The 24,367-nt window shown below is 42.1% G+C and carries 28 protein-coding genes; 25 read left to right on the top strand and 3 right to left on the bottom strand.

Annotation, left to right across the window (positions count from 1 at the left end; translation table 11 throughout):
- Positions 1–86: 86 nt before the first annotated feature.
- The 8 genes from BAZ21_RS03855 (at position 87) to csrA (ending at position 5,976) form a co-directional block, all read left to right on the top strand.
- A complete protein-coding gene (locus BAZ21_RS03855) occupies positions 87–551 on the top strand; it encodes a LysM peptidoglycan-binding domain-containing protein (protein WP_068497258.1) in 465 nt (154 codons plus the stop codon).
- Between the two features lie 734 nt (positions 552–1,285).
- Positions 1,286–1,696: a TIGR03826 family flagellar region protein gene (locus BAZ21_RS03850; RefSeq protein ID WP_068497256.1), complete on the top strand. Its 411-nt coding sequence runs from the start codon at positions 1,286–1,288 to the stop codon at positions 1,694–1,696.
- 196 nt (positions 1,697–1,892) lie between these two features.
- Positions 1,893–2,168 carry a flagellar biosynthesis anti-sigma factor FlgM gene (flgM, locus tag BAZ21_RS03845; protein WP_068497255.1) on the top strand — a complete coding sequence of 92 codons (276 nt, stop codon included), beginning with the start codon at positions 1,893–1,895 and terminating at the stop codon, positions 2,166–2,168.
- Positions 2,169–2,180: 12 nt separating this feature from the next.
- Positions 2,181–2,678: a flagellar protein FlgN gene (locus BAZ21_RS03840; RefSeq protein WP_068497253.1), complete on the top strand. Its 498-nt coding sequence runs from the start codon at positions 2,181–2,183 to the stop codon at positions 2,676–2,678.
- A 15-nt stretch (positions 2,679–2,693) separates the two neighbouring features.
- Complete coding sequence (gene flgK / locus BAZ21_RS03835) at positions 2,694–4,274, top strand: flagellar hook-associated protein FlgK (RefSeq protein ID WP_068497252.1); 1,581 nt, start codon at positions 2,694–2,696, stop codon at positions 4,272–4,274.
- A 23-nt stretch (positions 4,275–4,297) separates the two neighbouring features.
- On the top strand, positions 4,298–5,206 hold the full coding sequence (gene flgL, locus BAZ21_RS03830) for a flagellar hook-associated protein FlgL (protein ID WP_068497250.1): 909 nt from the start codon (positions 4,298–4,300) through the stop codon (positions 5,204–5,206).
- 78 nt (positions 5,207–5,284) lie between these two features.
- Positions 5,285–5,734, top strand: coding sequence for a flagellar assembly protein FliW (gene fliW / locus BAZ21_RS03825; RefSeq protein ID WP_068497248.1), 450 nt, complete (start codon positions 5,285–5,287; stop codon positions 5,732–5,734).
- Positions 5,734–5,976, top strand: coding sequence for a carbon storage regulator CsrA (gene csrA, locus BAZ21_RS03820; RefSeq protein ID WP_068497247.1), 243 nt, complete (start codon positions 5,734–5,736; stop codon positions 5,974–5,976). Before fliW ends, csrA begins: the two co-directional genes overlap by 1 nt.
- Before the next feature lie 112 nt (positions 5,977–6,088).
- Here the strand turns inward: csrA and BAZ21_RS03815 are convergent, their stop codons facing one another.
- Positions 6,089–7,489, bottom strand: coding sequence for a carboxypeptidase-like regulatory domain-containing protein (locus BAZ21_RS03815; protein ID WP_068497245.1), 1,401 nt, complete (start codon positions 7,487–7,489; stop codon positions 6,089–6,091).
- Between the two features lie 275 nt (positions 7,490–7,764).
- Between BAZ21_RS03815 and BAZ21_RS03810 the strand changes: the two genes are divergently transcribed.
- From BAZ21_RS03810 to BAZ21_RS03735, 16 genes are all read left to right on the top strand, one after another.
- Positions 7,765–8,532: a flagellin N-terminal helical domain-containing protein gene (locus BAZ21_RS03810; RefSeq protein WP_068497244.1), complete on the top strand. Its 768-nt coding sequence runs from the start codon at positions 7,765–7,767 to the stop codon at positions 8,530–8,532.
- Between the two features lie 181 nt (positions 8,533–8,713).
- On the top strand, positions 8,714–9,061 hold the full coding sequence (locus BAZ21_RS03805; protein WP_068497242.1) for a flagellar protein FlaG: 348 nt from the start codon (positions 8,714–8,716) through the stop codon (positions 9,059–9,061).
- A 12-nt stretch (positions 9,062–9,073) separates the two neighbouring features.
- Positions 9,074–10,597, top strand: coding sequence for a flagellar filament capping protein FliD (fliD, locus tag BAZ21_RS03800; protein WP_068497240.1), 1,524 nt, complete (start codon positions 9,074–9,076; stop codon positions 10,595–10,597).
- A 17-nt stretch (positions 10,598–10,614) separates the two neighbouring features.
- Entirely contained in the window at positions 10,615–10,998 is a 384-nt protein-coding gene (gene fliS / locus BAZ21_RS03795) for a flagellar export chaperone FliS (protein WP_068497239.1), read from the top strand.
- Entirely contained in the window at positions 10,998–11,342 is a 345-nt protein-coding gene (locus BAZ21_RS03790) for a hypothetical protein (RefSeq protein ID WP_084011502.1), read from the top strand. The genes fliS and BAZ21_RS03790 overlap by 1 nt, the downstream gene beginning before the upstream one ends.
- Positions 11,343–11,457: 115 nt before the next feature.
- Positions 11,458–13,248: a motility associated factor glycosyltransferase family protein gene (locus tag BAZ21_RS03785; protein WP_256019668.1), complete on the top strand. Its 1,791-nt coding sequence runs from the start codon at positions 11,458–11,460 to the stop codon at positions 13,246–13,248.
- 21 nt (positions 13,249–13,269) lie between these two features.
- Complete coding sequence (locus BAZ21_RS03780; protein WP_068497233.1) at positions 13,270–14,265, top strand: UDP-N-acetylglucosamine 4,6-dehydratase family protein; 996 nt, start codon at positions 13,270–13,272, stop codon at positions 14,263–14,265.
- A gap of 135 nt (positions 14,266–14,400) precedes the next feature.
- Positions 14,401–15,147 carry a crotonobetainyl-CoA--carnitine CoA-transferase gene (locus BAZ21_RS03775; protein ID WP_068497231.1) on the top strand — a complete coding sequence of 249 codons (747 nt, stop codon included), beginning with the start codon at positions 14,401–14,403 and terminating at the stop codon, positions 15,145–15,147.
- Between the two features lie 17 nt (positions 15,148–15,164).
- Positions 15,165–15,893 carry a cytidylyltransferase domain-containing protein gene (locus tag BAZ21_RS03770; protein WP_068497230.1) on the top strand — a complete coding sequence of 243 codons (729 nt, stop codon included), beginning with the start codon at positions 15,165–15,167 and terminating at the stop codon, positions 15,891–15,893.
- Between the two features lie 48 nt (positions 15,894–15,941).
- A complete protein-coding gene (locus BAZ21_RS03765; RefSeq protein ID WP_256019664.1) occupies positions 15,942–16,886 on the top strand; it encodes an ATP-grasp domain-containing protein in 945 nt (314 codons plus the stop codon).
- Entirely contained in the window at positions 16,883–17,566 is a 684-nt protein-coding gene (locus BAZ21_RS03760) for an HAD family hydrolase (protein WP_068497229.1), read from the top strand. The genes BAZ21_RS03765 and BAZ21_RS03760 overlap by 4 nt, the downstream gene beginning before the upstream one ends.
- Complete coding sequence (pseG, locus tag BAZ21_RS03755; protein WP_068497228.1) at positions 17,563–18,624, top strand: UDP-2,4-diacetamido-2,4,6-trideoxy-beta-L-altropyranose hydrolase; 1,062 nt, start codon at positions 17,563–17,565, stop codon at positions 18,622–18,624. Before BAZ21_RS03760 ends, pseG begins: the two co-directional genes overlap by 4 nt.
- Positions 18,624–19,670: a pseudaminic acid synthase gene (pseI, locus tag BAZ21_RS03750; protein WP_007432688.1), complete on the top strand. Its 1,047-nt coding sequence runs from the start codon at positions 18,624–18,626 to the stop codon at positions 19,668–19,670. Before pseG ends, pseI begins: the two co-directional genes overlap by 1 nt.
- A 91-nt stretch (positions 19,671–19,761) precedes the next feature.
- Positions 19,762–20,709, top strand: coding sequence for a dTDP-glucose 4,6-dehydratase (locus BAZ21_RS03745; protein WP_068497225.1), 948 nt, complete (start codon positions 19,762–19,764; stop codon positions 20,707–20,709).
- 30 nt (positions 20,710–20,739) lie between these two features.
- A complete protein-coding gene (gene pseC, locus BAZ21_RS03740; protein WP_068497223.1) occupies positions 20,740–21,951 on the top strand; it encodes a UDP-4-amino-4,6-dideoxy-N-acetyl-beta-L-altrosamine transaminase in 1,212 nt (403 codons plus the stop codon).
- A 365-nt stretch (positions 21,952–22,316) separates the two neighbouring features.
- Positions 22,317–22,514, top strand: a complete 198-nt coding sequence (locus tag BAZ21_RS03735) for a cold shock domain-containing protein (RefSeq protein ID WP_007432685.1) — start codon at positions 22,317–22,319, stop codon at positions 22,512–22,514.
- A gap of 164 nt (positions 22,515–22,678) precedes the next feature.
- Here BAZ21_RS03735 and BAZ21_RS29500 read toward each other — a convergent pair whose 3' ends face one another.
- Both BAZ21_RS29500 and BAZ21_RS29495 read right to left on the bottom strand, forming a co-directional pair.
- Positions 22,679–23,161 (bottom strand): DUF11 domain-containing protein, encoded by a 483-nt coding sequence (locus tag BAZ21_RS29500; protein WP_256019657.1) that lies wholly within the window; start codon positions 23,159–23,161, stop codon positions 22,679–22,681.
- Positions 23,162–23,235: 74 nt separating this feature from the next.
- Entirely contained in the window at positions 23,236–23,418 is a 183-nt protein-coding gene (locus BAZ21_RS29495) for a hypothetical protein (RefSeq protein WP_256019655.1), read from the bottom strand.
- Between the two features lie 355 nt (positions 23,419–23,773).
- Between BAZ21_RS29495 and hpf the strand changes: the two genes are divergently transcribed.
- A complete protein-coding gene (gene hpf / locus BAZ21_RS03725) occupies positions 23,774–24,334 on the top strand; it encodes a ribosome hibernation-promoting factor, HPF/YfiA family (protein WP_025716758.1) in 561 nt (186 codons plus the stop codon).
- Positions 24,335–24,367 lie beyond the last annotated feature (33 nt).

Here is a 24,367-nt window from a genome sequence, read left to right as displayed (position 1 = left end):
ACAAACAGAGCGGACATTGGGAGTGTCTCGCTCAGTAGTAAAGCAGTTAATTAAAATTTAAAGCTAAAAAGAGGAGAGAAAAAATCATGAAAAACGTAATGAAAAAAGTAGCAGTATCTAGTATGCTGGCAGTTAGCTTAGGTGCAGTATCTTTGTTGAGTCCACTCGCAACAGGTCAAGTAATGGCAGCATCAGGACAAGATCGTGATAAAGATGTAGCTGAAGAACAATTGATCATTCAACAACAAGAAGCAGCACAAAAAGCATTCGAAGCAAAAGTTTTTGGAATTAAAGCTACTGAAGAAGCAGCAGCTACAACACCAGCTCAACCAGCTACTGAGAACAACCAAACAACAACTACAAAACCAGCAACTACTACAACTGAAACACCAGCTACTGTAAACACAATCACAGTAAATGTTCAAGACGGCGATACACTGGCTTCTATTGCAGAAAAATACGGCGTAACTGTCGAAGAACTGGTTAAAATCAACAACCTGATTAAAGTGGGTCAAGAACTGCAAGTGCCACAAACAAACACAAATAAATAATTATTATTATGAATGCATAATAATATGTGTTTATTAAACCAAGTGTTTGACTATAGTATACGGGAAGGCCTCTATTAAAACAATGCTTTTTTGAATAATTGTTTGTTTTTTTTGGGCTGCAAATTTTCAATAATGCACCTATCTTGATTTCAGATAGTTTATGAATTGAGATGAGGATAGTTGCATAAGATTTATGAATCCCCACACTCCATGTGCGGAGCATTCGTATGGGCGCCGATCCCCCGGATTTACAGCATTTGCTTGATAGTATTCGGGGCACAGGTGAACATGAATTCTTCTGAGGATTGTTTCGCCCGGTTTTCCCCTCAGTTTGACCTGCATTTCTATGTTTGATCATATTCATATATAGCTATTTTAATTATAATGAAGCGCTATTCCCGAAAATTACTGGAATGGCGCTTATTTTATTTTTTCATCTTAAATAAGTCGCCTTGTTTGACGATAAATAGATACATGCCATAGGTTGAGATGTAAAGATTCGTTGGCTTCCTTGGTTGTATGTCATTTGAATAATGATACATATAGATGTGGAGAAAATTTTGCTGATGAAGTATTATCATCTATATTTTAATTATGATAACGTACAAAATGTGTAGTTGTGTAAAATCTGAGAATCTTTTTTGAAATATCCGCTAGACGAGGCTCTTCAGTATAAGGTAATGTAAGGATAAAAGTAATAAGAGACCGGAAATTGGAAAGGGGCGCTGCAGAGGATGAATTTGGATAACTGTCCCCGCTGTGGAAAGCTATTTATTATAAATGTCAGAGGAATCTGTCAGAATTGTATTAAAGAAATTGAGCTTGAATATGAGAGCTGCGTCAAACATATACGTGAAAATAAAGGGATTCATATGCATGAGCTTTCGGAGGCTACTGGAGTATCCGTTAAGCAAATCACGACATTTATACGTGAGGGACGTATTTCCATTGCTAATGCACCCAATATGACGTATCCTTGCGAGGTGTGCGGAATACCGATTCGTGAAGGACACATGTGCGATTCTTGTCGAACAAGACTGACCAAAGACCTGCATCAGGCCGCACGTGAAAGCAGTAATCAGGAGCAAAGTAACAATATGGGCAAAGGTACCTACAGTGCAATGGATAAACTTCGTGGAAAGTAGTACAGGGGAATTAAAAACGTATTTAGCTATTCAAAAAGTTTCAAATACCGCCGATAATCTTTATAGAGCTTATCGGTTTTTTTATTTTTAGCAATCACGCACAAAATAAAGAAGTAAGGCATAATACGAACCATGTTCGACGCTATGTCGTCTGATACATTCTGACCATATCAAATAACTAAGGAAGGTGGAAGTTATGAAAATTAACGAGACCAACCGCATCGGAGCGATTAATCCATACCAGCGAAATATTGAAACAGGGCGCCAAGAGGAGCAAAAGAAATCTCGTCGCAAGGATGAGGTTTCCATCTCCCCGGAAGCAATGGAAATGCTGAACCGCAGCAGCGATACAGATCGAGTTAAAAAGATTCAGGATCTTAAGCAGCAAGTGGCTTCTGGAACATATCGTGTGGATGCAGACAAAATTGCAGAGAAGCTGTTGCCTTACTTCAAGCAGTCTTCCGAAAGCTAGGTGAAGTAAAATATGCCTTTAGAGCGCCTGATTGATGTGCTGGAGCAGTTGAGAGAGGCTCACGAGCAGTTGATTGCATTAGGAACTCAAAAAAAAGCAGCACTGATATCTAATAAGGTAGATCAGCTCATTTTAGTCATGAATCAGGAATCGAAGATATCCAAACTTATTGATCAACTTGAAGAACAACGTATTTCCTCTGCATATGAGTTTTTGCAGGAACGCGGAATTAAATCTAAGTTGAACTTAACCATTACAGAGTTATCCCGTCTTGTTTTTGACCTTCAAGACAAGCAGAAATTGTTAAGCATTCAAGCACGGCTTTCGGAGACGTTGAACGAACTTAAGCAACTTAATGAGTTGAATCGTCAGCTTATAGAACAGGCGCTCTCTTACATTGATTTTTCCATAGAGACGATGTCTTATTATGAGGAATCTGAAACAACGTATCACCGACCAGATGAAAAAAATTCTACTATCCGCTCAGGGTTATTCGACACTCGGGCCTAATTGAAGGAGGAAAGTATGGTCTCAACATTTCATGCTATAGAAACAGCAAAAAGAAGCTTGAACACACAAACCGCAGCACTCAATACAACCGGACACAATATCTCAAATGCCAACACAGCTGGTTATTCCAGACAAGTGGTCAGTATGAAAGCCACCGACTCTATGGAAGCTTATGGTTTGAATCGTTCCGTTGTAAGAGGGCAAATGGGTACAGGTGTTGAATTCACTGCTATTGAGCGTGTTCGTCAGACATTTTTGGACGACCAGTATCGCAATGAAAACTCCTCTTTAGGTGGATGGGATATCCGCTACGATACTTTGAATAAGCTCGAAGCAATTATGAACGAGCCCTCTGACACAGGAATGCGCAAGGTTATGGATAATTTCTGGAATGCTTGGTCGGATTTAAGTCAAGATCCCCAGGATGTAACTAACCGTAAAATCGTAAAAGAAACGACGCTGGCATTGACGGATGCATTGAATCAGACAAGCAAACAGCTTGATGCGTTAGATTCTGATTTAACCAATAATATTACATTAAAAACAACAGAAATGAATGCTCTTTTGCAATCTGTAGCAGATTTAAACGGTAACATCACCAAGTTGGAGTCGTTGGGAGATAATCCAAATGACTTGAGAGATCAGCGAGATTATGCGATCGATAAGTTGTCCAAATTGGCTAATGTACAGGTTACTCAACTGGATGATGGGTATCAAGTAACAGTAGCTGGGCAAATAGCTGTAGCTGGTACTGTAGTTACACCATTAACCGCAGACGGTCTTCAGGCTGCTTTTACAGGTGGCACCTTGACTGGCGGTGAAGTTTACGGAATGGTATTATCACGTGACAGATATGTTGCGGATTACAAAAACCAGATGAACCAATTGGCGAACACACTAGCTAATGGGAATATTGAGGTTACCCTTCCTAAAGGAACTGTGCTTCCTGAAGGAACGGTATTGAATACAGGGCCGAATAATACAGCGGTTACTTACTCTAATGCTAATAATAACCGGACTTTAACGAGCGATTTGAAAGTTACTGTTCAAGGTATCAATGGACTTCACCAGTTGGGTTATACAATTAGTGGGACAACTCCTACTAAAGGGGATGCTTTTTTTACCTCTAAAGATGGAGCTGCGATTACAGCGGGTAATATTACGCTAAACCCCGACATACAAAGTGACCCTAATAAAATTGCAACTTCTCTGCGGGTAGAGGGTACGGGAACGACAGATGAGAAGGTGATACTCGGGAATAACGCTTTAGCTATGGCAATGGCTAACTTGAAAAATGTAAAATTTGATTTCGGGGCAGCTTTATCTAGTCCAACGTCAGTGGATGATTATTTTAGCTCTATTGCCGGGCAGCTTGGGGTTCAGACTCAGGAGGCAGAACGTCAATCGAAGAACGCACAACTACTGACAGAGCAAGTAGATTTGAGCAGACAGTCTGTTAGCGGGGTATCTTTGGATGAGGAGATGTCCAATCTGATTAAGTTCCAACATGCTTATAGTGCGGCTTCACGTTTTATGACGACATTCGATCAATTGCTGGACAAGCTGATTAATAGCACAGGCCGTGTAGGACTCTAATTCAAATTAGTAGGAGGTAGCGTATGGCGATCCGAGTAACCTCGGGGATGATGAGCATGCAAACGCTCAGTAACCTGAATCGTAACTATAGCAATATGAATAAAATGGAGAATCAGATTACAACCGGACGTAAGCTCAATAAACCTTCAGATGATCCTGTGGGTGTGACTTATGCTCTTCGTTACAGATCTGAGCTGGCCTCCAATGAGCAGTATTCCAGCAATGCAGATGCAGCCGTAAGCTGGTTGGATTTTACGGATTCCACTATGCAGCAGGCTGGAGATGTGATGAAACGACTAAAAGAGCTAACAGTTCAAGCCTCAACTGGTACTGTTCCTCAATCCGGATTGGATGCGATTAAGTTAGAGGTGGATCAGCTCAAAGAGCAAATGACCAATATTGGGAATAGCCAGATTCGTGGTAAATACATTTTTAATGGTCAAAAGTATGACCAGGCGCCATACGAGCTTACTGGTACAATTACTAGCTATGACCAAATTGATACAGATCAAGGTGCTGTAAATTTTGCAATTGGAGATCAATCCACATTTCAGGTGAATACTTCTGGAAGTGAGTTTTTTGGAGCGTCAACGGATGCAGATAACGTTTTTAAAATTATGGATAATTTGAGTGCAGCTTTAGCAAGTGGAAACCAAACGACAGTAGCGAATCAACTCACAGATATTGAATCGCGTTATACCACAATGCAGTCCGGCCTATCCGAAGTTGGAGCGCGCACGAATCGTGTGGAGCTTGTGCAAGCGCGTCTGGGTGATCGTAATTTGAATTTAACAAATTTGCAGTCTAAGACTGAGGATGCGGATATTGCAAGCCTGATGATTCAGGCGACCTCTGCCCAGACCATATATGAAGCTGCTTTGAAATCATCGGCTCAGATCATGCAGCCATCTCTTATGGATTTTATGAGATGACATTTTGCTTTCTTTGACATTTTGAAGCTATGGACGAAAGTCCGTAGCTTTTTTGTTACTATCTTAGGAGGATGAGGTATGAACCAAAAACATGAAGTAGATGAAAAGGGACAATATAAAACAGAGTCCATTTTTATTTTCCCTAAAGGATTACCCGGTTTCGAGTATTTACGTGAATTTAAGCTACAGGAACATAACGAGTTCTTTAGTATTTTTAGTGCTGTAGAAGAGACAGGGGTCTCCTTTATAACAATCAACCCTTTTGACTTTGTACATGATTACGAGTTTGAGTTGTCTAATGATGCTCTTGCAGATATTGATGTAACAGAGCAAAAGCAGGTGGCAGTACGTTGTATTGTAACCTGGCACAGTAATAGAGACAAAATAACGGTCAACTTAATTGCACCTATCATTTTTAATACTGAAAATTTAAAAGGTAAGCAGATCGTTCTGCAAAGTTCAGAGTATACGACCAAACATGCATTATGGCCAGATTTGAAATTGGAAGAGCAAGGCGGTGAAGCCTGATGCTGGTTTTGTCCCGCAAGAAAGGCGAGTCTGTCGTAATTCAGAATAATATTGTTTTAACCGTGCTTTCCGTTGAAGGAGATAACGTTAAGATTGGAATATCTGCCCCCAAGGATATAGATATTTATCGTAAAGAGATTTTCGACGCAATTCAGGATAATAACCAAAGCGCAGCAATGGATCTTAAAACTCTCCAAAACGCAATATTGGAAATGGGAAGAGAAAGTAGCGGCATCGAGTAGGCCTCTGTTAGATTTGATAAAAAAGCTGACCCCATCGGGGGCCAGCTTTTTTGTTTTATTTATCATGCTGTTTAAACTGAAAAGGATTTAATAACCTTCGCTTTGTATTATACTATCTTATTTGGTAAGCGAAATGATAGAGACTGTTGATATCGGAGTTTAGTAGTTTACCGCCACTGTAAAAGTCGATTGGGATAATATCGAAATAATGTGTGCTGACACTGTTGTAGAAAGAGTACCTACCTGCAGCCGAGGTTAAACCATTTACAGGAATCGTAAAGTATCCTTGCTCATTGGTTGTTCCGCTTGCCGTGAATACCTTATTGTTTATTGTCACAATAATTCTCGTGGTAACAATAGCATTTGCAACAGGAGTACCTTGGGCATCAAACGCTCTGCCGCTAATGGTGATATTATTTTTTATTCTCCATTTTTGTCCATAGCCATAGTTGATAAAACCGTATACTCCACCGTCTGTTGTAATGTTGGAAGTTACCACCCGTGCAACATCAGCATTTTGGTAACTCACTGTCAAAGTATATGGAGTGGTGAGATCGAATTTGGATGGCGCAATAACACGAATATAATATTCACCTGCGGATAATTTTATTTGTGCAGTTGTGTTCTGGTTCAGATATCCGAGACTGTTCAAATTAGCGTCATATAGGTCCAGTCGGTATTCGCCGTAAGCTGACGTATTGTTGAGGTTGAGACGGACATTAGTATCAGAAGGAAGCTTGATTTTGCTCCAATCCTCATCCAGGATATTGTCGATCGTTTGGCTGCTGCTAAAGGTAGCTGATCCGCGGTTTTTAGCAAACCAAGGATTGTCATCTGGTTCACTGCTGTCATAGCTGTCGGATTGAATAGTATGAACGGAAAATGGCTGGGTGACATCAAATCCCTTATATGATTGGACAAGTATGAAATAATAGCCGCTCCCTGCTACATAGCTGACCTGTTCATATTGACCAGCCCCCTTTGTGGAATAGGAAACTTTGTTTAGCGTTCCTGTGCTTTCATCAAGCTTGTATAGATGAAGATCGTAATCATTGGTTGTGGATGCCCCTGGATTCAGAAAGACAGTCAGTTTATTGGGAGTTTCAACACGTGTGAAAAACCAGCGGCCTTCACCCTCTGCAGTAATATAACCTTGTGTGGAAATGCCAGATTTAATAAAGATCGCACCATCGGGTGTAGTATTATAAACATCATATGTGACTGCGGAGACGGAAATTTTATTGTTAGACGAAGTCTCTGGTAATGCATTTAACTTTGGATATTTTAAAATTTCCTCCTTGGAGATTGAAAGAGATTTGGATTGGGTTGGCGTTGTATGTAGGTCGCTTAAAAGTGTGTTTGAGCCATTCTTATACATGGAATTCAGAAATTGTGCTGGCAACTGAATAGGTTTAGCTTGAGAAGAACCCGCAAGTGCCTGATTAAAAGAAGATGAGAACCACCCAACCGCGAGTATCAAAACGGATAGCAAACGAATAGTTTTCCGAAGCATAATTGAAACACTCCTTATATTAGTATATTTTTTACCACAAGCTTAATATAAGCTAGAGTTCAAAAAATATCAATTATTGGTTAAAATAAAAATTTTTGAGTCGAAATGCTGTTTTCCAAAATAGATTTTTTTGAAAATTTTGAAATGCTATAAACAATACAGTGGCAGGTGTCGATATATAATTTAGAGCGGTAATTCTTCAGGGCGGCCGACCTGTGAAGACGCTCATACCACAAGGACGTGGGAATTAAACCATTTCAGGGAGGAAATTTCAAATGATTATTAACCACAATATTCCTGCATTGAACACTCATCGTAACATGGGTATGAATAATGCTGCAGCAAGTAAAAACATGGAGAAGCTGTCTTCCGGTCTGCGTATCAACCGTGCTGCTGATGACGCTGCTGGTCTCTCCATCTCCGAAAAAATGCGCGGACAAATCCGTGGTCTGGAACAATCTCAACGTAACGTTCAAGACGGTATTTCTTTTGCACAAACTGCTGAGGGTGCAATGAACGAAGTATCCTCCATGCTTTCCCGTATGAAAGAATTGAACGTTCAAAAGCTGAACGGAACATATTCTGCAAGCGACAAGAGCAATATCAACATGGAGCTTAACGCATTGGGATCGCAAATCAACGCTATCATGTCCAACACAACGTTCAATGGAATCAAAATCACTTCTAACGTAAAAATACAAGCTGACGATAAAGCTTTTACAATTACAGTTAGTGGTGTTGCTACTACAGGATTTACTGGCTTGAATTCTGGTTCCACGTTGACAAGCGTAAGTGACGGTATTGATAAAGTTGCTACACAACGTGCTAGACTGGGTGCTGTTCAAAACCGTTTGGAATATACTTCCAATAACTTGGGTACTACAGTTGAGAACCTGACAGCTTCCGAATCCCGTATTCGTGATACTGACATGGCAAAAGAAATGGTTGCTTTGTCCAAAAACAACATCTTGCTGCAAGCTTCGCAATCCATGCTGTCACAAGCAAACTCTGCGCCACAAGGCGTATTGTCCCTGCTTCGTTAAGATTTTGGAAAGCAAGCGAATTATTAAAAAGGCTCTGCAAAATGCAGAGCCTTTTTTTGTTTTTTTGTATTATTTTTCATAAACATTCTAAATCATTAACCGATATATAAAGTAGGACATCTGATAGGAATAAAAGAGATGCAGTGCGTGGCATACCATTTTACAAGCGAGGGGTTATGTTATGGAACCGTTGATACCCGCCAATGCAGGAGGTATAACACCGATTCATGTTTCTGCCGGAACTCCAAAGGAGGAGACAGCTACTGATCCAGTCCAATCTGTAATTCCTGCAAAAGTACAGCAAACACACGAGCAAACAATTGAACAATTGCAAAAAGCAATTGATGCGATTCAAGGTCCTCGAAAAATGTTTGAAATATCTGTACACGAAAAAACCCACACTATTATGATTAAAGTTTTAAACAAGGAAACGGGCGATCTCATTCGTGAGGTTCCGCCAGAAAAAATTCTGGATGTAGCAGCAAGAATGATGGAAATCACCGGGATTATTGTTGATAAAAAGGCATAAGGAGGAACGTTCATGGTAACAAGAATAAGTGGTTTGGCGTCTGGTATGGATATAGATTCAATGGTTAAAAAGCTGATGACAGCTGAGAGCGCTCCGCTCGACAAGCTAAATCAACAGAAACAGCTAATGGAATGGAAGCGTGAAAACTATCGGGAGACCAGTGTGAAACTGGTTAGTTTTACGCAAGATAAACTATCTAAACTTAACTTGAGTAGTGCAATCAGTGCTCAGAAGGCGAATATTACCGGAAATACTAGTGCAGTTAGTGCGAAAGTATCTTCGTCGGCCAGTGGAGTATTGGATGTAAAAGTGACCTCGCTGGCAACAGCATCAAGCGCTACTTCTTCTGCAGCTATTGAACTCAATGGTTCTGTTTCTGCACCGACCGATTGGGGAACTGTTAAGCTACAGGATATTAAAGATTCGGGAATCTCAGGAACCACTCCAATAACAGTCAAAATTGGTTCAGGAGCTTCGGAAGCATCCATAGAAATAGATCCTGCCAATGAAACGATTGATTCCTTTGTCCAAAAAATCAATTCAAATAAGCAAGCTGGTGTGAGTGCGATCTATGACTCTGCCACAGGTAAGATTTCTCTAACAAGTAAAACGACTGGAGCCAAAGATATTGAGCTTAATGGAGCGGTATTTTCTGCTTTAAAGCTGGGGAATACCATTACAGGCGGCGAAGACGCTAAACTTACTGTAAATGGTTTGGATATCACAAGATCCTCCAATACCTTCACGATGAATGGTGTCGAACTTACGCTTAATAATGCCAGTGGCAGTACTTCTACACGCATTGAAGTGGTCAAAGATACGGATAAGCTGGTTGAAACGGTTCAGGGGTTTGTTGATGCGTACAACGATGTTCTCTCTACGTTGAATAACAAAGTTAGTGAAGAACGATACAAAAAATATACACCTTTAACAACTGCCCAAAAAAAGGACATGAGTGATGATGAAGTTAAACAATGGACTGATAAAGCTAAAAGTGGAATGCTTAAAAATGACAGTATTTTGCAGAGCGCAGCAGCGGATATGCGTAGTGCAATGACTCAGGGAGTTAAACTGGACGACGGTACAACAATTAGTCTTGCCCAGCTCGGTATAACAACAGGTACGTATCAGACAAAAGGGAAACTTATTTTAGATACAGATAAGCTGAAAGCTGCTTTAGATAAAGATCCTGATATTGTGACCAACTTTTTCAGTAAGCAGGATTCTGCCACAGCACAAAGTAATAAATATACGGACCAAGACGGGATTTTTGCACGCATGAAAAAAATATCCAATACTGCGCTGCAAAAGTTAGCTGACAAGGCAGGAACCTCAAAGGTAAGTACTGATCTTAGTGCTTCATTCCTTATCAACAGCACAATGGGAACAGAGTTAACGAGTATTGACAGAAGAATTACCGATATGACAGCCCGATTGAATATGATAGAAACGAATTACTACAAAAAATTCACAGCTATGGAGACGGCAATTAATAAATATAATAGCACTTCTTCTAGTTTGTCCAGCTTTAGATAAATAAGGAGGTCATACATTTGATTCAATCCCCTTACCAGAAGTACCAGCAGGCTCAAGCCCAGACTGCCTCCAAGCCTAAACTTCTGATTATGCTGTATGATGGGGCAATCCGTTTTACTCGGGCAGGTATAGACGGGATTTTAGATAAAGATTTCGGGAAAGCGAACTATAATCTTTGTAAATCACAAGCTATCATCCATGAATTAATATCTGCCTTGAATTTTGACTATCCGATTGCACAGGATTTATTAAGAATTTATGAATATATGCTGCATTGTCTGATTGAAGCTAACGTTCATAAAGATGTCTCTAAGGCTCGGGAAGTAGAGGAACATCTAACAGATCTTCGTGAGGCTTGGGTGGAAGTGAGCAAACTTCCAAGCTCGGTCACAGGTAGCTGATGGACAGTAACAGTATTCAAGCCCTCATTCAAGCATTAAAAGAAATGACAATAGAGACGACCAACCGACTCTCGATCATAGAAGAGGAAGAGTTAGTTGCTTTTGTCGATCGTCGACAAGAAATTGTGCAGGAAATGAAGAAATTTCGGAATGTTATCACTGAGGAAGATAAACAAGAAATAGGACTTATTTTGGATATGGATGCACCGATATTGGAGCGTATGAATAAGTTGAAAGATGAAGCCGGTAGTTGGATGGAGAGAAAAGGAAATATACGTGTCCAACAAAGTGCTTACCAGCGTGCTTATTCAGTTGATAGTCTTTTTATAGATCACAGGAAGTAAATGGTATTATAATCTCTCTCAGGTTATACTGGGAGGGATTTTTTTATTTGCAAGGTTCACTCCTTCATGTTACAGTCCGATATATTAATTATGAAGAATCATAATGAATGGTGGTATGGTCTTGACAATTTTATCATTGAATCTGACAGCTATACAGAAGCGATTTCCAAATGTTTCTAGTACAGTACTCTCACTTGAGCCAACTGGGGTCAAGGATCACAAGTCTTATAATGAACCTGTAGAAAAAGATCATATTTGGCTGGAGGCGGTTCAGCAATCGGTAGGAAATATAGAATGTGTCTTTGTTTATGGATTTGGTCAGGGTCTTGGCGTCGCTGACATCCTTGAAATGTATCCTGACCGCTTGCTTCTTGTATATGAACCGGATGAATACCAGTTCCTAAAGTCTATTAGCAGTTATGATATGCGGATTCTTTTAGAGCACCCCAATTTGTACTGGCTGGCCATTGGCGATCTCCAATTAAATTCACTGTTTTATATGGCGTCTGTCCATATGCAGCGAGAGTTAGCCTTTGTTGCACTTCGTCATTATCTCGAGGACGAAATGAATGTATTACGTGATGTTAAAGAAAAATTGAAAGATTACAATCGTACCTATGAATCAAACCAACGCACTAATCATTTTTTTCGGCAGGACTGGATTCGTAACAGCATGTACCAGATGGCGGGAATGCTGTCTTCGCCCTCTATTGATGATTTTAAATTTTCTTTTCCCGGAAGCACGGCTTTTATTATCGCATCGGGGCCATCGCTTCAGCAGGATATTGAGTGGATTAAGCGAGTGCAACCTCATGCGCTTGTTATCGCAGCGGGCTCTAGTATTCAAGCACTAGTTAAAGAGGGAATACAGCCGCATTTAGCGGTCACGCTGGATGGTGGTATTATCAATGATAAGGTGTTTTCCCAGCCAGAAACGTTGGAAGCTCCTCTATTATACGGGTCTACCTCTTATTTTGGGATTACAGATCGAAAGCAGAAGGATACCATCCATTTTGTGCTGAGTAATGATCCTATTTCGCAGTATTATTTAGGAATTGACCAGACACAGGTTGCTATAACAGCAACACCGACGGTTGTAGGCTCAGCCATACAAGCGGCTGCATGGCTTGGGGCTCGGCGCATCGTACTGATGGGGCAGGATTTATCCTTCCCAGGTAATAAGGTCTACGCTGATGGAGTAGGACATATTAACGAATCCCACAAAGCATCGTTTATGGAGAAGGCACTGCAACAGGTATTGAACGTGCATGGTGAATATAATGCTACGAACGAAAGTTTCTTGTTTATGAAAGACGCACTTGAGCACTTGTTTGAAGCTTTATCCAGTATTGAATTTATTAATACGACTCGTAACGGGGCCGCGCTAGAGGGAACCGTTTGGAAGCCGATTGAAGAAGTATATGATATGATTGCCGAGGAACATATTGAGCACGATGCAATAGCCAGTATCCAACGGAATCAGCCCTTTATTATAAATGAGAATCGTATCGAAGAGGTTAAAGGGAAAATACAGCATACGCTCAATGATTTCGCTCAATTCAGGGAAGAATTGAAAATCATGCTGAAAACGATCGGGAATATTAGAGAATGGAGCCGAATGAAGCCGCTCAAATGTCACAATGCGATTGTTGAAATTGAACAACGCTGGACCAGCATTGTAAGTAGAGATTGGTTTAATCCTATTATAGAAACCGTACTTCCACTGGAAATTGGTCTATTTGACCAGCAACAACCTTTGATCGCTATAGAGCAAAATCTCTCCCGCAAAGCTGACATGATACATGAACATCTAGGAAAGCTAACGAATGAGATACTGGATAAAATTCCGATGCTTGAAGAACTGTTTATAGAAGCAATTCGCAGAATAGATAATATAAAGAGTTAAAGGACAAGGGACGTGTTCAAAATGCAGAAGGAAACCTACAAAGGGAAGAAAATATTAATCACAGGTGGAACGGGAACAATAGGGCGTCAACTGGTGCAGAGACTTTTGAAAGATGAGCCGAGTGTAATTCGTATTTTTAGCCGTGATGAGCATAAACAGTATGAAATGAATATAGATTTTCAAGCCCATTCTAATCAATTGCGTTTTCTGATTGGTGATGTGAGAGATCAGCAAAGATTGATGAGAGCAATGGAGGATATTGATTACGTATTCCATTTAGCCGCAATGAAGCACGTACCTTCGTGTGAGTATAACCCGTTTGAGGCTGTACAAACCAATGTAATAGGTACTCAGAATGTCATTCAGGCGGCTTTGGAGAATGGTGTGAAAAAGGTCCTTTTCACAAGTACGGATAAGGCTATTTCTCCGACCAACACTTATGGTGCAACCAAGCTAACAGCAGAGCGTCTGATTTCGGCCTCTGAATATCAAAAGGGCTCCAAGTCTACTATATTTTCTTCGGTTCGCTTTGGAAATGTGATGGGTTCACGTGGCTCCGTTATTCCATTGTTTAAGAAGCAAATTTTGGAAAATGACGAAATCACCATTACAGATCCAGAGATGTTGAGATATATGATGACCCCTTCACAGGCGATTGAATTAATCCTGCAGGCTAACGAGGATGCACAGGGGGGGGAAGTCTTTGTCCTGAAAATGCCTGTTGTGCGAATTGGTGACTTAGCCGAAGCGCTCATAAAGGTTTTTTTAGAAAAATCCGGGATCAAAACTAAAGTCGAAGTTAAACGGATAGGACTTCGTCCAGGCGAGAAGATGTTTGAAGAATTAATGACTGAAGACGAACGACTAAATGCTCTAGAAACAGAGCAAATGTATATTATACCATCACTTTCTAAAAATAAAAATCAAACGTTATCAAATAAGATTATTAAGCCAAATGAGCTTCCAATTGCTAAAAACGTGATTATAGACTGGTTAATATCAGAAAATCTGATTTAATTGTTGTCGAACAGGATATGAAAAATTGAAAATAAACCCATGGAAAGAGATCTAAAGAGCATTTGATGTGTTAGTATTTACCGTTCGAGAAGCACTGAAAAAAGGATTCTATAAAAAAGTAGGGGAGAGTAACATATGAATTCAATCAGGTATTTAGGAAACTCAAGTAATGAAGAAAAAAAAGGTAAACAAAAATTCGTGGAGATAATGAAGAATTCACCCATTCCTGATGAGGAAATTTTGGATAATATGGGGATTTATCTAAGAAGACAAACTCTCTCAAGGCTATTATACATTAATGAATTATATAAAAAGATTATAAATGTTCATGGAGTTATTATGGAATTTGGAGTGAGATGGGGGCAGAATCTGTCGTTATATGAAAATTTAAGGGGTATATATGAACCATATAATTATAATAGAAAAATTATTGGATTTGATACGTTTGAAGGCTTTCCTGAAGTAGATATTAAGGATGGTCAGCACGTCAGTAAAGGAGATTATTCTGTTACTCCTAACTATTTTGAGTACTTGGACAGTGTGATGCAATTTCATGAACAAGAAAGTCCGATTTCCCACATTAAAAAATATGAGTTGATAAAGGGAGATGCAACGGATAGTATTACGACTTATCTATCTGATCATCCTGAAACTATTGTTTCATTAGCATATTTTGATTTTGATATATATAAACCTACAAAAAAATGCCTGGAGGCTATTTCAAGCCATCTCACAAAAGGAAGTGTTTTAGCTTTTGATGAGCTTAACTATAGTGCACTTCCTGGTGAGACAATCGCTTTAAAAGAAGTATTGGGTTTAAGTCGATATGCCATTAGAAGAGATCCTATGAATCCACTATGTTCTTATATCATTATTGAATAAAAGAAAGGCGAATATTCATGAATATTACTGCCATTATCCAAGCCCGTATGGGATCTACGCGTCTTCCTGGCAAGGTTATGAACAAGCTGGGGGATCAGACAGTTCTGGGACATGTGATTAATAGGGTACTTGCAATTCCTACCTTGGACCAGGTCATCGTGGCTACGACCACGGAGACGGAGGATGACCATATCTGTCAGGAGGCAAGCCATTACGGGGTAAACTATTTCAGGGGAAGCCGGACGAATGTCCTCAGCCGTTACTATGAAGCAGCAAAGGAAGTAAAATCAGATGTTGTTGTGCGAATTACATCGGATTGTCCTCTGTTAGACCCACTTATTTCCGATAAAGTCATTACTCATTTTTTGGACAATGATTTAGATTATTCCAGCAGTGGTTTAAGTGGTACTTTTGCACGGGGACTGGATACAGAAGTGTTTACCTTTGATGCTTTAAGCCGATCGTATTTTCATGCCACGAAAGAATATGAATACGAGCACGTTACACCCTACATTTACCAGCATCCTGATTTATTTCATATCCATGCATACAGCAGCAGCACAGATTTTAGTCGATACAGGTTGACGTTAGATACCCCCGAGGATTGGGAGCTGATTTCCAGGATTTATGGGGAGTTATATACAGGCAGCATTTTCCACTGGAACGAGATACTTTCGCTACTTGAGCGTCAACCTGAACTGGCGCTGATCAATGCGGAGGTAAAGCAAAAAAAGCTAGGCGAGTAATAAAGTGATGACTGATAAAGCGAGGTTTGCGGTATGAATGTCATGATCATGAGTATCAGTCAGAAGGTGCCTATGATTAAAGCGGTAAGGGATGCTCTGCATCGTGCCCGTCCAGGTGCCAAGTTGTATGGAGCGGATATTAGTGCTAGCTGTTTAGGGCAGTATGTGGTTGATGTATTCTGGCTTTGTCCTTCTTTACAAGATTTGACGGTGGATAGTCTTATCAGCTACTGTCATGCACAAGAGATTTCAGTAATCATTCCGAGCAGAGACGGAGAATTACTATATTTTGCAGAGCATCGGCAACAACTAGAGAAGGCCGGGATTACGGTTATGATATCGGATGTTGATGCAGTAGAGCTATGTTTGGACAAGTTACGCTTTTATGAGGTACTGGCGGAACAGGGATATCCGGTAATTCCAACATTCACAGAGCTTGAAGCTATAACAACATCCTCCTACTATAACGTTGGACAATATGTGGTGAAAGAGCGATTTGGGGCCGGTTCAATCAATGCGGGTATTGGTCTTAGCCCCCATGAAACCAAAAGGCATGCGAAAAGAATGTTGAACCCAGTATTTCAGCCTCTGATTCAAGGGATCGAATATAGTGTTGATGTTTTCTTAACAAGGGAAAGTAAGGCTGTGGGGGCTCTTGTTCGGCAACGCAATTGGGTGATGAATGGGGAGTCACAGATCACGACATCAGTCCGTTACCCGGAAATAGAGAAACTGTGTCAGCAGATTGCAGAGCGTTTCCGATTTCGTGGTCATGTTATCTTCCAGCTTATAGTGGATGGAGATAAACGGCAGCATCTAATTGAGTGTAACTGTCGGTTTGGGGGAGCGTCGACGCTATCATTAGCAATGGGGCTGGATAGTTTTTTCTGGTTTCTGAAGGAGAGCGAGGGGACTCAAATTGACGACTTGTTCTTTCATAGATCTGCGCATGAGAAAATGCTAGTTCGGCATGCGGAGGACCTAATCTTATGAAGGTTTTTGTTTTTGATCTTGATGATACTTTGTACGAAGAAATTACTTTTGTTCGAAGCGGATTTCAGGCGGTCGCTTCTTACTTGAGCGAGCAATTTGGTATAAACTCACAGGAGGCCTTCTCAATCATGTGGGATGTGCTGGAGCAAGAGGGTAGAGGAAAGGTCTTTGACAGAGTGCTTGAACATTATGGGATGGCAACACGGCGTAATATCAGGAAATGCCTATCGATTTATAGGCTTCATCGACCGGACATCACACTATCCCCTGATGCGGATGCGGTTTTGGAGCGCCTGGCGGTCGAAGGCTCCCCGATCTATATTGTGACGGATGGCAACAAGGTCGTACAATATAACAAGATTAAAGCATTAGGTTTGGAAGAGCGGGTGAGGAAATGCTATATCACCTATCGATACGGGAGACATAGATCTAAACCTTCTCCTTATTGTTTCCAGCTCATCGCGCAAACGGAAAAGGTTGATCCGTCCGATATTATATATATTGGAGATAATCCGAACAAAGACTTTGTGGGTATACGGCCTTTAGGGTACCGCACGATTCGAATTCGTCGAGGGCATTTTAAGGATACCGTAAAGCCTGAGGAATATAATGCAGATGTGGAAGTGGAGACTTTGGACCAATTGTTTGAGATTACGACTGCTTGGGATGTATTCCAATGAAAATGCAGATTCTGATACGGGCGAATGCCTCTTCTCGACTGGGAACCGGGCATGTGATGAGGTGCATTACCCTTGCCTTGAGCATACGAGATAACATACCAGCAGATATCCGCTTTGTGTGTAATGCTGATATACCGCAAGCTTTGGCTGAAGATATTTGCTGCAGAGGCTTTAGCCTTTCCTGTCTATCGGGAACTGATGAGGAACCCTTAGATATGGACCGGGATGCCCGGGAGACTGCAGCTGTAGGTGGTGAACAATGCGATTGGCTTATTGTGGACCATTATGGCTTAGATGCCCGTTGGGAGCAATTGCTCCGTCCTTATGTCCGCAGTATCTTCGTGATTGATGACCTGGCAAATCGGCCACATGATTGTGACGTACTATTGGACCAGAACTTATATCCAGATATGGATAAAAGATATATTGGATTGCTGCCGGAGCATGCACTTCAACTATTGGGCCCGGAATTTGCATTGCTACGGAACGACTTTTTCCGTCTGTCGGAAAACGCGGTCGCTCGGACACAATGTCAATGCATTCTTGTTAATTTCGGTGGAAGTGATCCAACCAATGAGTTGGGCAAAATGCTGCCTGTCGTTGAAAGCGAAATCGGGAAACAGTTTCATTTTATTGTAGTTGCAGGTCCAGCCAATTCTCGTGTACCAGAACTGCGAGCGGCATTCTCTCCTTTTGACCATGTTACGTTTTATGAGAATTATTCGAATATGGCGGAGCTGTTAGCCTCAGTGGATTTGGCGATCGGTGCAGGTGGAATCTCTATGTGGGAGCGCTGCTATATGGGTGTACCTTCCGTGATTATCACCGTGGCTGAAAATCAGAAGGCAACTGTTATGGAAGCAGCAAAACGGGGACTTGCATGGCATATAGGGGCAAGTGGGGAGGTCAGGACTGAACAAGTTACAGATATGCTGGAGAAATTGCTGAATAAGCCCGAATTGTTAGCTGAGCAGAGCAGGGCGGTTCTGGCTTTGACGGAGACACAGAGAAGGAGCGGGAGACATCCCATCCTTTCCATATTGAAGGGGGAATTATAGTGGAATTCCAAATTGGCGACCGTTGGATCGGTAAGAAACACAAACCTTTTATAATAGCAGAAATGTCTGGTAATCATAATCAGTCGCTCGATCGGGCGCTTGCCATCGTGGAGGCTGCGGCGGCATCTGGAGTGGATGCGCTCAAACTCCAAACTTATACAGCAGATACAATGACGTTGGACATTCATGAGGGCGACTTTTTCATTGAGGACCCGAACAGTCTGTGGAAAGGCAATTCGTTGTATAGTCTTTATCAGGAAGCATATACGCCATGGGAATGGCATGAACCCATTTTCAATAAATGTGCAGAGTTGGGGATTTTGGCGTTCAGCACTCCTTTTGATGAATCAGCTGTCGACTTTCTTGAATCATTGAAAGTGCCTGCTTATAAAATAGCTTCCTTTGAAAACACGGACATCCAATTAATTCGAAAGGTTGCGGCAACAGGCAAACCACTGATCATTTCAACAGGTATGGCGTCGGTAGCTGAACTAGATGAATCAGTTCGTGCAGCGAAGGAGGCTGGCGCCAAGGACATTGTTTTACTGAAATGTACAAGTACTTACCCTGCGTCGCCAGACAATACGAATATTGCGACGCTTCCTCATTTGGAACAACTATTCGGTTGCCAGGTTGGTATATCGGATCATACTATGGGGGTTGGCGTGTCGGTGGCGAGTGTGGCTTTGGGGACGACGGTAATTGAAAAGCACTTTACGTTGCGTCGTGCTGATGGTGGAGTGGACTCAGCCTTTTCCATGGAGCCTGAAGAAATGGCTGCGCTGGTGACGGAAGCAGAACGTGCCTGGCAGTCTATCGGCCATATTACATATGGTGCGACGGAACGAGAAAAGGAGTCTTTGAAGCATAGAAGGTCTCTCTATATCGCCAAGGACATCCAAAAGGGTGAAATGATCACTAGGGAGCATATTAAGGCAATTCGTCCAGGCTTAGGACTGCCGACAAAATTTCTAGACGAAATTATTGGAAAATCAGTGAAAGAGAATACCCCTAAAGGTACGCCAGTAAACTGGGGGTTATTTTAAGTGCCTGTGAGCCACAGGTCATAGAGTAAGTACAATCAGGCTATACACTATGAAGAGTCTCGACAAAATGAAATAGACAGGAGTTGCACTTATGAACATTTTACTCACTGGTGGCGCTGGTTTTATTGGGCGTTGGGTTGCCAAGCGTCTGTTGGAGGATGGGCATCAGGTTTGGATTGTCGACGATTTGTCGAATGGACGCGAGGAAAATTTGTCGGATCTAGTCGAACACAGCAACTTCAAGGAATTCATCAAAGGAAGTATTTTGGATGAAGCGCTGCTGGAACGGTTGTTCGAAGAGCATTCGTTTGAAATTTGCTACCATTTAGGAGCTTCCATAAATGTACAGGATTCTATTGATGATCCACGCACTACTTTTAATAACGATGCGGTAGGAACCTTCGCAATCTTGGAGCAGTGCCGCAAGCATCAAACCAAGGTAGTTTTTATGAGTACATGTATGGTTTATGACCGCTGTAGCGACGATCAAGGCATTAATGAGTTGCATCCGACCAAGCCGGCTTCTCCTTATGCAGGAGCGAAGGTAGCTGCTGAGAATATGGTATTATCCTACTATTTCGCTTATGGTTTACCAACAGTGGTTATTCGCCCGTTTAATACATATGGCCCTTTTCAAAAGACAGGCGGTGAGGGCGGCGTAGTTGCGATCTTCATTAAAAACCATTTGGAAGGTAAAGACCTTAACATCTATGGAGAAGGCACACAAACCCGTGATCTTCTGTACGTTGAGGATTGCGCTCGCTTCGTCGTGGAGGCTGGATTTAGCGACCGTGTCAATGGTCAGATTGTCAATGCGGGATTGGGTCAGGATATTTCTGTGAACGATCTGGCATTTCTGATAAGTGGCGATCAGTCCCGTATCAAGCATGTGGAGCACATCCATCCGCAAAGTGAGATTCAGAAGCTGTTGTGTAACTCGACGAAGGCGAAGGAGTTACTTGGTTGGGAACCGCGTATTAGTTTGGAAGAAGGTATCCGGCGTACGACAGTCTGGATTCGTGAGAGCGGCATGATCTAGTTTGTTTTAAGCATAGAGGGGGTTAATTGAATGTCCGATGATGTAATAACTGAACCTGTGCGTGATACACTGTTGCCATATGGACAGCAATGGATTGACGATGAAGATATTCAAGCTGTTGTGGATGTACTCCGTAGCGGGTTTGTTACGCAGGGACCTGCGATTCAGCAATTTGAAGCGAAGGTTGCTGAGTATGTAGGTGCCAAGTATGCGGTGGCGTTCACCAACGGAACTGCTGCACTGCATGGAGCCTGTTTTGCCGCAGGGATTGGACAAGGCGATGAGGTTATCACAACACCACTTACATTCCTCGCCAGTAGTAATTGCGTATTATACCAGGGAGGAACGCCGGTGTTCGCCGACATTGATATGCACACCTACAATATTGATGCGGACCGGATTGCAGAGCGGATTACCGAGCATACTCGGGCGGTCATAGCCGTCGATTTTACGGGTCAGCCGGCTGAACTCGACAAAATATCGATGTTGTGCCGGGACCGTGGGTTGGTGTTCATTGAGGATGCGGCTCACTCTTTGGGGGCGGATTACCATGGACGCAAAGTAGGTTCATGGGCGGACATGACCATGTTCAGTTTCCATCCGGTCAAGCATATTACGACAGGCGAGGGTGGCATCATTGCGACGAATTCTGAGGAATTTTATCGAAAATTGTTATTGTTCCGTAGCCACGGTATGACACGCGACCCACAGGAGTTGACAAAAAACGACGGCTCTTGGTATTACGAAATGCAGGAACTGGGATATAACTATCGTATGACAGATATCCAGGCTGCATTGGGGCATTCCCAGATGAAGAAGCTCGATGCGTTTGTAGAGAAGCGTCGTACGATCGTGCAGGCTTACAATGAAGCTTTGAGTGAGTTGACCGGGATTGTCCTTCCTGAGCAGCTTGCCGGGGCGAACTCTAGCTGGCACTTATATGTGATCCGTTGGCAGCCAGAGCATTTTAACGCAAATCGGAAGACGATATTTGAGGCCTTACGGTCTGAGAATATCGGTGTAAATGTGCACTATATTCCTGTTTATCTGCAACCTTATTACCAAAACCTCGGCTATGAGGAAGGGCTGTGTCCGAACGCTGAGGAGTATTATCGGACAGCATTAACACTCCCTCTCTTTCCTAAGATGACAGATCAGGATGTGCAGGATGTAATTCAGGCGGTTCGTAAGGTATGGACCAGATATTCAAGATCGGTTTCTGGAGAAAATATAACAAAGTGAAAATCTTATATAAGACCAACTTCTAACGATGACCATGAATAGTCGTCTCATATGAGGATGGAGCATGAGCAAGAAAAATATCTCTTACGGAATTTTCTGTGATGGAGCTCTTCTGTAATTTAATTATAGAAGAAAACTATTTAAATTTTTTGTTTCAAATAAATTTGTACGGGGTAAAGGAGCTGAGAAGCTCCTTTATTTTTTGTATATATGCCTTGACTAAATCAATACTGAATCCTAAATTGTGGTAAAATAATGTATGAAAACATTATCAATTCCAATTGACAATGGATAAGTTTGGGTGGTATAGTCGGAAATGTGGGCGAGAGCTTCACTTCATTTGATGACGAAGGGAATGTTAGTGCATGCAAGGTAAAGTAAAATGGTTTAATGCTGAAAAAGGTTATGGTTTCATTGAAACTGCTGAAGGCGGCGACGTATTTGTACATTTTTCCGCAATTCAAACAGAAGGTTTCAAAACGCTTGAAGAAGGACAAGACGTGGAGTTCGACATTGTCGAAGGCGCACGTGGACCACAAGCCGCTAACGTAACCAAATTATAATCATCCCCGGCATAGCCGACCTACATAATTGGTAAGATGGTTAGCAATGGATAACGCGCTAGCAACTGCCCTGGAATATATTCCAGGGCTTTTTTATTTTTTTCTAAACACATAAGGATTTTTTTGGAATCCTGACATAAAAAAGAGCCACGGTACTTCGTGGATCAGCGCTTGTAGCGTAAGGTTGAGAATTTCGCCTGGTGCAATATCCGGGAGGGCGGTGCCTGTACCGGGATTGGCGCCTGGCTATGCTTTTTCTTGGATGGCCAGGCTGCCGGGTACATAAACCAATCCTTGTGGTAACAGCTCTGAGAACAATGGATATTGTGCCGTGATACCGCCTTTAATAGATTGGCTCCCGACAGCAATTGACCGTTCAGTTGCAGGCTGCCAGGAATGAACAGAGTTCCGGCCGGAATGAACTTTGGCAAAGTAACTTCCGTAGTTACGTTGCCAAAGTTGTTAAGCTGTATCGTGTAGGTTAGTGTATCACCAACAGAGGCGTTAAGGGTGCTGGATGTTTTGGCAAGTGCAATGAGCGGCTGGAATACAGGTACGATAAGCGGATCGGAAAAGGTAGTGTCGGTGAATGTTCCGCTGGTAAATGTGACGGCTGAGATATTTGTGAGCAGTGGAGGCTGCGGCAAAGTTTGGACAGATGTTTGGAAGCTAACGATGAATGTATTTCCAGGCGCAACGTCGTCAATGGCAATTCCAGCAACTAGAGAGGCTTAGAGATGGCTACGCCGTCGATGAGCACACTACCTGGAACAAAGGAGGTTACGGCCGAATAATATCGGTTACAACGGTATGTGGCCAAATCTACACCGCTATTCGTGATGCTCAGTGTGTATCTGACTGTATCGCCGATTACAGCGGCCCCCAAGCTGGGTGTTTGCGTCACCTGGGTATTAGTGCGGATACGCTGACATTGACTGTATTTGATGTGATAGAACCACTCAGCACTCTACCGTCAGGCGGTGAGTAGGTAAAGTTCGCTTGCCCAAGAACGGTTGGTACAAGCGGGGGTAGCAGAGACGAAACAACCGATTGGAAATTCACTACGGTACTGCTGGAAGGAACAAGCGAGCCGAGTGTAATGCCTGTAACTGGTGAAGCTCCAGATACAAGGATGACGTTACCTGAAGCGTTTTATCGAATAATGAAGATTTTTGTAAAAAAGCTTCGAAATGTTGGGTGTTTTTTTTACTTGGCGTTAACATATGTGTTATACTGAAGGGGCAAAGGAGGCGTGCCCTATGAACTTAACAGTACGAGGTCAACAGATCGAGGTTACCGACGCTTTGAAGGACTACGTTGATAAGAAATTCAGCAGACTTGAAAAGTATTTCGATGCACCCCCGACGTCTGACGGAAGTGTAACGTTAAGCACAACCAGAGATTTGCACACTGTAGAAGTAACCATTCCTTTGCCGGGGCTTGTACTCCGTGCCGAAGACGAAAGCGATGACATGTATGCGTCCATTGATGCCGTGGTAGACAAGCTTGAGCGGCAAATCCGAAAGAACAAAACCAAGCTAAACCGAAAATTCCGTCAAAAAGGCAGTTTGAAAACTCTTTTTGTGGAAGATCCGGCAGGTGGCGTGGTTGTGGCTGAAGATGAGGATGCAGAACTGGATGAGCTGGAGGTCGTTCGCACCAAGCGCTTCTTATTGAAGCCTATGGATGTGGAAGAAGCTATTCTTCAAATGAACATGGTTGGACATAATTTCTTCGTATTTGCCAATATCGATAACGAAGAAGTCAGCGTGGTTTACAAACGCAATGACGGTAAGTACGGTCTAATTGAACGGGAATAGTTTGTAGAGTTAGAAGCTCACCTTATTTTAAAA

This window comes from Paenibacillus kribbensis (assembly GCF_001705305.1).
GTDB lineage: Bacteria > Bacillota > Bacilli > Paenibacillales > Paenibacillaceae > Paenibacillus > Paenibacillus kribbensis_B.
This window is presented reverse-complemented; position numbering and strand designations above follow the sequence as displayed.